Annotated in this window: 6 protein-coding genes; all 6 read left to right on the top strand. The window is 75.1% G+C overall.

What is annotated here, in order from left to right; all coding sequences use genetic code 11:
• Window positions 1-436: phosphopantetheine-binding protein (locus tag G3I41_RS05220; RefSeq protein ID WP_239081488.1), on the top strand; the 436-nt coding region annotated here is incomplete at its 5' end.
• A 173-nt stretch (window positions 437-609) separates the two neighbouring features.
• Window positions 610-7,713: a non-ribosomal peptide synthetase gene (locus G3I41_RS05215; RefSeq protein ID WP_164399135.1), complete on the top strand. Its 7,104-nt coding sequence runs from the start codon at window positions 610-612 to the stop codon at window positions 7,711-7,713.
• The gene (locus tag G3I41_RS05210; RefSeq protein ID WP_164399134.1) at window positions 7,710-7,925 is read left to right on the top strand and encodes an MbtH family protein; all 216 of its coding nucleotides are present in this window, start codon (window positions 7,710-7,712) and stop codon (window positions 7,923-7,925) included. The genes G3I41_RS05215 and G3I41_RS05210 overlap by 4 nt, the downstream gene beginning before the upstream one ends.
• A 174-nt stretch (window positions 7,926-8,099) precedes the next feature.
• Window positions 8,100-8,513, top strand: coding sequence for a cobalamin-dependent protein (locus tag G3I41_RS05205; RefSeq protein WP_164399133.1), 414 nt, complete (start codon window positions 8,100-8,102; stop codon window positions 8,511-8,513).
• Entirely contained in the window at window positions 8,510-10,837 is a 2,328-nt protein-coding gene (locus tag G3I41_RS37605) for an amino acid--tRNA ligase-related protein (protein WP_164399132.1), read from the top strand. The genes G3I41_RS05205 and G3I41_RS37605 overlap by 4 nt, the downstream gene beginning before the upstream one ends.
• A partial coding sequence (locus tag G3I41_RS05195; protein ID WP_164399131.1) for a glutamate synthase-related protein occupies window positions 10,834-11,937 on the top strand: 1,104 nt, incomplete at its 3' end. The genes G3I41_RS37605 and G3I41_RS05195, both read left to right, overlap by 4 nt.

Raw genomic sequence — 11,937 nt, 5'->3', positions numbered from 1 at the left:
GGCCGCCGAGCGGCTGCCCGAGTACCTGGCGCCGGCCCGGGTGGTGCGGGCGGCCCGGCTGCCCGCACCGGGTGAGGTCCCGGCGGAGCTGTCCGAGGAGGACGCCGCTACCGCCGCGCCGGCGGCCGGCGGGGACGCGGACGGGCGGCTCCTCGGGATCTTCCGGGAGGTGCTGGGCGGGCGGGCCGTCGGGGCGGACGACAACTTCTTCAAGTCCGGCGGCCACTCGCTGCTGGCGGTGCGTCTGCTGAACCGGATCCGCTCGGAGTTCGGCCAGGACCTGACGTTGCGCGACGTGTTCCGCAACCCGACGGCGGCGACGCTCTCCCGGCTGCTCGCCGGGGCCGTGGCCGGCGCGATCGAACCGGAGGACGCCGGTCCGGTGGCCGTCCCGGCGCTCCGCCGCCGGACCAGGGCGGGTGCGCGGAGGGGGTGAGGGAGCGGCGGGCGGGGGCGGGAGCGGCAGCTCCCGCCCCCGCTTTCTGCCGCCCGGAGCTGCCGGGCGGACTGCCGAGAGGGGCGGCCGGAGGCCCCTAGCGTGAAGGGCACGGAGGCGAGAGGAACGGTTCGCCCCGGTCTCTCGGCGCCCCAGACGGAGGAAACCCCAGGATGCCCCCCATCAGAACGGACGACCTGCTCGACGGCGGCCCCTCTCCCTCGACCGCCCCGCCGGTGCTCGACCTCATCGCCCATCAGGCGCGCACCCGTCCCGACGCGGTCGCCCTGGTCCACGACACCGTCCGGCTGACCTATGCGCGGCTCGCCGCCGCCGTGCGGGAGCGGGCGGGCGCCCTCGCCGCCGAGGGCGCGGGCCCGGGGCGGCTGGTCGCCCTCCACCGCCCCCGGGGGATCGACGCCGTCGTCGGGCTCCTCGCCGTGCTCGACACCGGCGCCGCCTATCTGCCCCTCGACATCCAGGCCCCCGACGCGCGGAACGCGGCCATCCTCCGGGACAGCTGCGGCGCGTCCGCGCCCACGCCCGCCGAGGTGGCCGCCGCCGGTGAGCTGGTCCTGCCCGGTCCGGGCGCACCGACCGGTGCCGCGTACGTGATCTACACCTCCGGGTCCACGGGCACCCCCAACGGGGTCGTCGTCGCCCACGACTCGCTCGCGCACTTCATCGCGGGCGCCGTCCCCGCGTACGGCATCGGCCCCGCGTCGCGGGTCCTCCAGTTCTCGCCGCTGCACTTCGACGCGAGCGTGCAGGAGGTGTTCGCGACCCTCGGGGCCGGCGGGACGCTGGTGCTGCGTACCGACGACATGCTGGACGTGCGCGATCTGCTCGCCGGCTGCGCACGGCACGGGATCACGGTGCTCGACCTGCCGGCCGCGTACTGGCACGAGCTGGTCCACGTCCTCGGCACCGGTGCGGTGCGCCTGCCCGGCTGCCTGGACACGGTGATCATCTACGGCGAGGCGGCCCTCCCGGAGCGGGTCGCCCAGTGGCGGGAGCTGTCCGGGGAGCGGGTGCGGCTGCTGAACGCGTACGGCCCCACGGAGACCACGGTGGTGGCGACGGTCGCCGACCTGACCCGGCACGGGGACGGCCCGGTGCCGATCGGCCGGCCGCTGCGCGGGGTCCGGGCGGCCGTCGTCGGCGGTGAACTGTGGCTTCTCGGGGGCGGGTTGTCGTACGGCTATCTGAGCAACCCGGAGCTGAACGCCCGCCGCTTCACCGAGCTGGACGGGGAGCGCGCCTACCGCACCGGGGACCTCGTCACGATCGGTGAGGACCGGCAGATCCTGTACCACGGGCGGCTGGACGACGAGGTGAAGATCGGCGGGCAGCGCATCGACCCCGCCGCCGTCGACTCGGTCCTGGCCTCCCACCCGAAGGTCCGGGAGGCCGCCGTCGTCGCCCAGCAGGACGGGGACGGGGTCAAGCGGCTCGTCGCGTTCGTCGTCACCGAGGGCGGGGTGGGCGCCGAGGAACTGCGCGGCCTGGTGCGCGCGCGCATGCCCGCAGCCGCCGTGCCCGCCGCCGTGGGGATCGTCGTCGCGCTGCCCCGTACCAGCTCCGGGAAGATCAACCGCAAGGTGCTGCGGACCACGGACCCGCGGCTTCCGGTCGTCCACGAGGAGCCGTTGCCCGCCGCTGACCGGGTGCCGCTCTCGCACGCGCAACGCCGGCTGTGGCTGCTGGACCAGCTGGACGGCCCGTCCTGCGCGTACAACATGCCGATCGTTCTGGATCTGGACGGGGTACCCGACCGGGCGGCGCTCGCCGCCGCCGTCACCGATCTCGCCGAGCGGCACGAGGTGCTGCGGACCGTGTTCCTCGCACCGGAGGACGAGCCGTACCAGCATGTGCTGGCCGCGTCCGCGGTGCGGGCCCGTACGGTCGAGTGCCCGGCCGGTGAGCTACGGGAACGGGTCCAGGACTTCGTCTCCGAGACCTTCGACCTGGCGCGGGAACTGCCTTTGCGGGTCGCGCTGTTCGTGCCGGAGGGGGGCGAGGGCCCGGCGGCGGTCCTGGCGGTGCTGCTGCACCACGTGGCGGGCGACGGCTGGTCGCTGGCCCCGCTGATGAACGACCTGGCCACCGCGTACGCGGCCCGTGCCGAGGGGCGTGCGCCGGAGCAGGAGCCGCTTCCCGTCCAGTACGCCGACTACACCCTCTGGCAGCACGACGTCCTCGGCACGGCCGACGACCCGGACTCCGCCGTGGCGCGCGGGCTCGCCCACTGGCGCGCGGAGCTGGACGGGCTGCCCGCCGTCACCGCTCTGCCGCTGGACCGGCCGCGCCCGGCCGCGCCGGACCACCGGGGCGGTGTGGTCTCCACGCGCCTCGGCCCGGACGCGCACACCCGGCTCGCCCTGCTGGCCGACGCGCACGGCGCCAGCATGCTGATGGTGATCCAGGCGGCGCTGGCCCTCGCACTGCGGGCGGCGGGCTGCGGGGAGCGGGTCGCCGTGGGCACGCCAGTCGCGGGGCGGGACGACGAAGCGCTGGGCGCGCTCGTCGGCTTCTTCGTCAACACGCTGGTCCTGCCGACGGACACGTCGGGCGACCCGGTGTTCGCGCAGCTGCTGGAGCGGGTGCGGGACGCGGACCTCGCCGCCTACGAGCACCAGGGCCTCCCCTTCGACCTGCTGGTGGAGCACCTGAACCCGCCGCGCACGCCGGGGGTGCACCCGCTCTTCCAGACGATGCTGACCCTGCGCACCGCCGCCCCGGCCGACGCCCCCTTCGCGTTCGGCCCGCTCACCGGCCGCTTCCGGGCGGAGGGTCCCTCGACCACCAAGTTCGACCTGACCGCCGCGTGCGTGGAGCACCGCACCGCCGACGGCACGCCCGCCGGCCTCGAACTCGCCCTGGAGTACGCGCGGGACGTCCTCGACGAGGACACCGCCCGCCTCCTCCTGGACGCCCTGGAACGCGCGCTGCGCACGGCCGCCGAGCGGCCGGGGGCGCCCGTCGCCGACGCCGGGCTGCTGGGCGACGAGGAGCGGCGGGCCCTCGTCGGACGCCGTGAGCGCGTCGCGGCCCTCGAAGCCCGGCAGGCCGCCGACGCCGAGGCGGTCCGGGCCGGCGGCGCACCGGACGCGGAACACGTGGACACCCTGCGGGAGATGTTCGCGGAGATCCTGGGGCTGGACGGGGTCGGCCCGGACGAGGGGTTCTTCACCATCGGCGGCCACTCGATGAGCGGGGTGCGGCTCGCCAACCGGATCCGGGCCCGGCTGGGCGTCGACGTGCACGTCCGGGACCTGCTGCTCGCCCCGACCCCGGCCGCCCTGGCGCGCCGCATCGCGGAGAGCCGGGGCACCGGGGACGCGGGACCCGCGCTCGTCCGCCGCACGGAGCGGCCGGAGCGCCTGCCCCTGTCCCGGGCACAGCGCCGGCTCTGGTTCATCGACGCGCTGGAAGGGCCCAGCGCCTCGTACAACATCCCGCTGGTGCTGCGCCCGGCCGAGCCGCTGGACGCCGATGTGCTCGGACGCGCCTTGGCCGATCTGGTGGAGCGCCACGAAGTGCTGCGGACCCGCTGTCCCTCGGTCGACGGGGAGCCGTACCAGGAGATCGTGGCGGACGCGCGGCCCGTGCTCGACGTGCGGACGGTTCCGGCCGGGCGGTTCCGGGCGGCGGTCGCCTCCGCCGCCGGGCACGTCTTCGACCTGGCCGGGGAACTCCCGCTGCGGGCCGCCCTGCTCACCCCGGACGACGGCGGCGGCCAGGTCCTCGTCGTGCTCGTCCACCACATCGCCGCCGACGGCTGGTCGACGGGCCCGCTGCTCGCGGACCTGGGCGCCGCCTACGCCGCCCGCGCCGAGGGCCACGCGCCGGGGTGGAAGCCGCTTCCCGTCCAGTACGCCGACTACACGCTGTGGCAGCGGGAACTCCTCGACGGACCGGCGGCGCGGGACCACCTCGCCTTCTGGGAACGGGCCCTCGCCGGGGCGCCGCCCGTCCTCGAACTGCCCGCCGCCCGGCCCCGCCCCGCCGAGGCCACCCACCGGGGCGGCCACGCGCCGCTCACCGTCGACGCGGTCACCCACGAGGCCCTGGAGGAGCTGGCCCGGCGCCACGGCGCGACGCTCTTCATGGTGCTGCAGGCCGCACTCGCCGCCGTCCTCACCCGGCACGGGGCCGGCACCGACCTGCCGCTGGCCACCATGACGGCGGGGCGCGACGACGAGGCGCTGAGCGATCTGGTCGGATTCTTCGTCAACACGCTGGTCCTGCGCACCGACACGTCGGGGGACCCGGAGTTCACCGAGCTGCTGGAGCGGGTACGCGACGCCGATCTCGCCGCCTACGCCCATCAGCGGCTCCCTTTCGACCGGATCGTGGAACATCTCAACCCGGCCCGCTCCACCGCCCACCACCCGCTGGCCCAGTTCGTCGTACAGCTCCACCACGACTACACGGCCGGCCGCGCCGAAGGGCCGCGGCTCACGGCCGAACCCGCCCCGCTGGAGACGCTGTCCACCAAGTTCGACCTGACCCTCGCCCTGTGGGAGCGGAAGGACGGGGCGGGGCGGCCGGCCGGTCTGGCGGGCGGGCTGGAGTACGCCACCGATCTGTTCGACGCCGCCACCGCCGCGCTGCTCGCCGCCCACGTCGGGCGTCTGCTGCACACCGTCGCCGCCGACCCGGGCGTACGGATCGGGGCGGTGGACCTGCTCACCGACGCCGAGCGGTTCCAGCTGGTCGCGGAGTACAACGACACGGCCACCGTGACCCTCGACCGGGCCCCCGTCCACAAGGCGATCGCCCGCCGGGCCGCGCGCACGCCGGGGGCGCCCGCGCTGATCACCGACGCGGAGACCGTCGGCTACGGCGAACTCGACGCGCGCGCCGAGGCGCTGGCCGCCCGGCTCCACGCGGCCGGGGTGCGCAGGGGGCACACCGTCGGGGTGCTGCTGGAACGCGGTGCGCCGCTGGTGGTCACCGCGCTCGCGGTCCTCAAGTGCGGGGCCGCCTATGTCCCGCTGGACCCCGCCCTGCCCGGGGCCCGGATCGCGCTGATGGTCCAGGACGCGGGCGTCCGCCTCGTCGCGACGGACACGGGGCGGGCGGGCACGGTGCCGCGGGACGTCTCCGTACCGGTCCTCCTCGTCGACGCGCCCTCCGGGGGCACCCCGCCCGCGGACCGCGAGGCCGTGGCGGTCGACGGGGACGACCTGATGTACGTGATGTTCACCTCCGGGTCGACCGGCCGCCCCAAGGGCGTCGGCGTCACGCACCGCAACGTGACCGAGCTGGCCGCCGACCGCGACACCACCGCCGGCGGTCCGCACCGGATGCTGGTCCACTCGGCGACCGGGTTCGACGCCTCGGTGTTCGAGATGTGGGTGCCGCTCCTCGGCGGCGGCAGCCTGGTCGTCCTTCGCGGCGACGGCACCGACCTCGCGGAGACCGGCCGCGCGGTGCGCGAACACGGCGTCACCGCCGCCTACTTCACCGTGGGGCTGTTCCATGTGATGGCCGACGAGGCGCTGGACACGCTGGGGCTGCTGCGTGAGGTGTGGACGGGCGGCGACGTCGCCTCGCCCACCGCCGTGCAGCGGGTCCTGACGCACTGCCCGGGCACCGTCCTCGTGCACTCCTACGGTCCCACCGAGACGACGTTCGCCTCGCACAACCAGTGGCTCACCGGTGGCCGGGGCTCGCTGGGCGGGTCCGGGCTGCACCTGGGCCGGCCCATGGACAACACCCGGAGCCACGTCCTGGACGCGGCGCTGCGGCCCGTGCCGCCGGGCGTGCCCGGCGAGCTGTACATCGCCGGTACGCACGTGGCACGCGGGTACACCGGGCGTCCCGGTCTGACGGCCGAGCGGTTCGTGCCCGACCCGTTCGAGGCGGACGGCAGCCGCATGTACCGCACCGGCGACCGGGTCGTCTGGACGCCGGAGGGCGAACTGCGGTTCCTGGGGCGGGCGGACGGCCAGGTCAAGCTGCGCGGGGTCCGGATCGAGCCCGGCGAGGTGGAGCACGCGCTCGCCGCGCACCCCTCAGTCGGGCAGGCCCTCGCGGTCGTGCGCGAGGACCGGCCGGGCGAGCGGGACCTCGTCGGGTACGTGGTGCCGCGCGCCGGGGCCGTGGTCACCGGGGCGGACGTCCTCGCCCTGGCCCGTACCGCGCTGCCCGCCCATCTGGTGCCTTCGGCGGTCGTCGTCCTGGATGCCGTGCCGCTGACGGCCAACGGGAAGCCGGACCGCCGGGCGCTGCCCGCGCCGGACCGGCCCGCCGTCGAGCACCGGGCGCCGCGGAACGCCCGGGAGGAGGTGCTGTGCGGGCTCTTCGCCGAGATCCTGGGCGCGCCCCGGGTCGGTCTGGACGACAACTTCTTCACGCTGGGCGGGCATTCGCTGCTCGGGGTGCGCCTGGTGAGCCGGGTGCGGTCGGTCCTCGGCATCGACCGCACGGTCCGCGACCTGTTCCGCGCCCCGACCCCGGCCGGGCTGCTCGGCGCGCAGGACCCGGACGGCACGGCCGGCGCGATGGGCGTGCTGCTGCCGCTGAACACCCGGGGTGCCCGCCGTCCGCTGTTCTGCGTGCACCCGGGGACCGGGGTCGGCTGGTCGTACGCGGGCCTGGCCCGGCACCTCGGGGACGACCAGCCGCTGTACGCCCTCCAGGCCCGCGCGCTGAGCGAGCCCGGCCATCTCCCGCGCACCGTCGAGGAGATGGCCGACGACTACCTGGAACGCGTCCGGCAGGTCCAGCCCTGGGGCCCGTACCGGCTGCTCGGCTGGTCCTTCGGCGGGATCGTCGCCCACACCATGGCCGTACGGCTCCGCGCGGCCGGTCAGCACGTCGAACTGCTCGCGCTGATGGACGTCCACCAGACGGGGCCGGGCAGCGTGTCCGTGCTGCCGCCGCGGGAGCGGGAGGCGGCGCCCGGGAAGGACGCGCTGCCGGAGGGGGTGGACCCGGTGCTCGGCGGCTTCAGCGCCGAGGAGATACGGGCGGTGGCACGGGCCTCCGAGACCCACGCGGCCCTCATGGCGCGGCACGTGCCGGGGGTCGCGGACACCGGAGCGGTCTTCTTCACCGCCCGCCGGCCCGGTGAACCGGAAGGCGTGCTGGCCGCCACCTGGAACCCTTATCTGACGGGTCCGGTCGAGAACCACACCGTGGAATCCACACATCTGCGGATGGCCGAGGAAGAGCCTCTCGCACATATCGGAGAAGTCATCGCGGAGAAACTCTCCGCACTGCAGGAGAAAAGCCTGCGGGAAAACGAAACGAGGAGTTATTCATGAGCGACATCGCGAACCCCTTCGACGACGCCGAGGGCTCCTTCCACGTCGTGGTGAACGACGAGGGGCAGCACTCCCTGTGGCCGGCCTTCGCCGACATCCCGGCAGGCTGGGAAGGTGTCTGGGGGCCCGGTAACCGCTCCGAGGCCCTGGAGTACATCACCGCGCACTGGACCGACATCCGCCCCCGGAGCCTGGTCGCCCAGTACGCCTGACCGGCCGCCGCACCCGTGCCGTGCCCCGCAGCTCCTGCGGGGCACGGCATTTTCGTATGCCCGCCGGCCCCCTTTCCGAAGAAACACGAGAAAAGAAACTGCCGCCCGTTACTGCCGCTCGACTTCCGCCCCGACTTCCGCCCGGAAAGCCTTTGGGTAAATAACATCGAAGGCATGAAGATACTCCTGAGCGGAACCGCTTCGGACTCCCATACCTGGAACCTCGTGTATCTCGGGCTGTTCTTGGAGGAGCGGGGGCACGAGGTCGTCGCGCTGGGCCCCTGCGCGAGTCCCCGTCTGCTCACGGCCGCCTGTCGCCGGCATGCCCCCGACGCGGTCGTGCTCAGCAGCGTCAACGGCCACGGTTACCGGGACGCGCTCGCCGCCGTGCGGGCGCTGCGGGCCGAGCCGGGTCTGTCCGCCCTGCCGGTGGCCGTCGGCGGCAAGCTGGGCACGGCCGGCCACTCCCGGGAGGCCGAGGCGGCCCGGCTGTACGCGGCGGGCTGCGACGCCGTCCTCGGGGACGGGGCCGGTGACCTGGACACCCTGTGCGCGTTCCTCGCGACCCCCGCCGGGGTGGGGGCGTGACCGCCGCCGCGCCGCGTCCGTTCGGGGCGTTCGTCGCGGCCTCGGCCGCCACCGGACGGCTGGTGGTCCAGCCCCGCATGGGCTTCGGCGACCCGCGCACCATGCGTACGGGCCTTGAGCGGACCAAGGCCGCCGCGGCCACGACCGCCGGCACGCTCACCATCGACAGCTACACCCGCGTCGGCGACCTCGCGGGTGCCCGGGCCGCGCTCGCCGACGGGGACGGGCTCAACGGCTACCCCATCGCGACGCACCCGCCCGCCGTCACCCGCTCCCTGCTCGACGGGGTCCACGACGACGGCTTCCCGGTCCAGGTCCGCCACGGCTCCGCCCGCCCGCAGGCCATCGTCCGGGCCCTGCTCGCCGCCGGCCTCGACGCGACCGAGGGCGGGCCCGTCTCCTACTGCCTGCCGTACGGCCGCACGCCGCTGCGCGAGTCGGTCGCCGCCTGGGCCGAGGGATGCGAGCTCCTCGCCGGACACGCCCGCCCCGGTTCGGTGCCGCACCTCGAAAGCTTCGGCGGCTGTCTGCTCGGCCAGCTCTGCCCGCCCGGGCTGCTCGTCGCGACGAGCGTGCTGGAATGCCTGTTCTTCGCCCAGCACGGGGTGCGCAGCGTCTCGTCGAGCTACGCCCAGCAGACGGACCCGGGCCAGGACGAGGAGGCGGTACGGGCCCTGCGCCGGCTGGCAGGTGAGCTGCTGCCGGCGGGCGTCGACCACCACGTCGTCCTCTACACCTACATGGGCGTCTATCCGCGCACCGAGCGCGGGGCGACCCGGCTGCTCGAAGCGTCGGCACGGCTGGCGGTGCGGGCGGGGGCGGACCGGCTCCTCGTGAAGACGACCGCCGAGTCCCGCCGCATCCCGACCGTCGCCGAGAACGTCCGCGCCCTGGAGACCGCAGCGGCTGCCGCCGCGCTCGCCGGCCCGCCGCTGCCGGGAGGCCCGGGCGACTCCGAGGTCTACACGGAGGCCAGGGCGCTGGTGGAAGCCGTGCTCGGGCTGCACCCCGACCTGTCCCGCGCGCTGCCCGCCGCGTTCGAGCGCGGCCTGCTCGACGTGCCGTTCTGCCTCCACCCCGACAACGCGGGCCGCTCCCGCAGCGTCATCGGCGCGGACGGCCGGCTGCGCTGGTCGGACACCGGCGCGATGCCGATCCGCCCCGACGCCCCGGCCGACCTGGCACCGCTCACCGCGAACGGCCTCCTCACCGCCCTCAACCACATGGCCGACCGCTACGACCGGCCGCCGCCCTGCCCCCCGACCACGCACCGGCCACGCACCGACACCCCTCACCACCGCCACGAACAGGAGCCCGTCATGGACCACGCCCCGCAGCCCGCAGGCCCCGCACTGCCGCCGCCGCTCGGTGAGCACCTGCGCTCACCGCGGCTGCGCGCCGCCATGCTCGTCCAGCAGGAGGCCCTGCACGCGGCCCGCGACTTCCTGCGGCGGTCGGGCTTCACGGAGCTGCTGCCCCCGCTCGTCGGACCCGTCACCGACCCGGGCGGCCGGGGGGCCAAGGCCCTGGACGTCGACTACTACGGGCGCCCGTACAAGCTGATGACCAGCGCCATCCTGTACAAGCAGGCGTCGCTGCACGGCTTCCCGAAGCTGTTCTACATCGCGCCCAACGTCCGCGTGGAGCCGGAGGAGACCGCGACCACGGGCCGCCATCTGGTCGAGTTCCACCAGATCGACGTGGAGATCGCCGGTGCGAGCCGCGAGGACGCGCAGGAGGTCGCCGCCGGGCTCCTCACCCACGTCGCCGAGCACGTGTGGACCGCCGTTCCCGGTGTCCTCGCCGAACTGGGGCGCCAGGAGGCCGACTTCGCGGACGTGCGGAGCGGCAAGTACGACGTGTGCACCCATCAGGAAGCCGTCTCCCGGCTCCTCGCCTCCGGGCACCCGCAGAGCCCGGACAGCGAGATCGACTGGACCGGCGAACGGCTCCTCTCGCTGGAGAGCGACCGGCCGTTCTTCATCAACGACTACCCGAAGGGCTCGCGCGGCTTCTACGACCGTGAGGACCCCGAACGCCCCGGTGTGCTGCGGAACTTCGACCTGATCGCCCCGCACGGTTTCGGCGAGCTGGTCTCGGGCAGCGAGCGCGAGGCGGACTACGCGACCATCGTCACGCGGATGCGGGAGAGCGGCGAGAACCCCGCCAAGTACGCCTGGTACCTGAAGGAGGCCCGGGAGGGCATCCCGGCCAGTGCCGGTTTCGGGATGGGCCTTCAGCGCCTCGTCCGCTTCCTCACCGGTCTCGACTCGCTGTGGCAGGTCAGCGCCTACCCGAAGCTCCCCGGGGTGATCGCCCCGTGAGCGCCCTCGTCGCCCCCGGCCTCCCCGAGCACGAGATCCGCGCCCGCGCCCGGCACGGCACCGCCGCGGTGTTCCCCGACCCCGGCTCGTACGGTGGAGAGCTCTTCGGCCCCGGACGTGCGGCCGGTACGGACGCGCTCGACCGGTCGAGGATCGTGCCGCCCGTCTTCATGCCGGAGCGGCTGGAGAAGCTGATCGACCTCGCCCGCGAGCCGGAGTCCGGGGACGTCGTACTCACCGGCCGGACCGGCGGGTTCACGGTCTCGTTGCCGCTGTACCTGTCGGCCTTCGGGTCCACCAGGGCGGGCAGCGGCGACCTGGCCGTGCAGGCGTCCCGGCAGGCCGGCCGCCTCGGCATCCCCATGGTCATCGGCGAGAACATGGTCCCCGTGCACGGCTACCGGCGCGGTGGGGACGCCGCCCGTTCCGCGCTCCTCGCGCGCATCGACGCGTACCTCGACGCGGCGCCCGAGGGTGTCGGCGGGGTCGTCGTCCAGCAGTCCACCGAGGACGCCGACTCGGAGGTCTGGAACCTCCTCTACAGCGACCCCGCCACCCGGCCGCTCCTCGAATCGGGGCGCCTGGCTTTCGAGTTGAAGACCGGCCAGGGCGCCAAGCCCGGACTCGGCGGCATGACCGTCGTCGGGAGGGCGGAGGCGGAACAGCTGGCGGACCGGTTCACCGTCACCGACGCGTTCGGCGCGGGCGACGAGCGCCGACTGCGCTGCGCCACGCCCGGCACCTTCACCGACGAGATCCTGCGCCAGCAGCTGCGCTTCATGCGGAACAACTTCCCCAAGGCCCGTACGTGGGTGAAGTTCCACCCGGGCCGCGACATCGGGCACGCCGCCCGCACCGCGTGGGAGGCCGGGGCCGACGCCGTCACCGTGGACGGCGCGGAGGGCGGCACCGGCTGGGCGCCCCGGGTCTTCCTCGACCAGGTCGGGCTGCCGCTCGCCGAGTGCCTGCGCCGGATCGGGCGGCCCGGGGGCTGCCTGCTGGCGAGCGGCGGGATGTGGGAGGGCGGACGCGTCCTGCGCGCCCTCGCCCTGGGCGCCACGGCCGCCGGTCTCGGCCGCGCGGCGCTCGTCGCCGTGGAC

Source organism: Streptomyces sp. SID9727, from assembly GCF_010550605.1.
GTDB lineage: Bacteria > Actinomycetota > Actinomycetes > Streptomycetales > Streptomycetaceae > Streptomyces.
The sequence above is the reverse complement of the archived record's forward strand: the minus strand, read 5'-3'. Positions and strand labels throughout refer to the sequence as shown.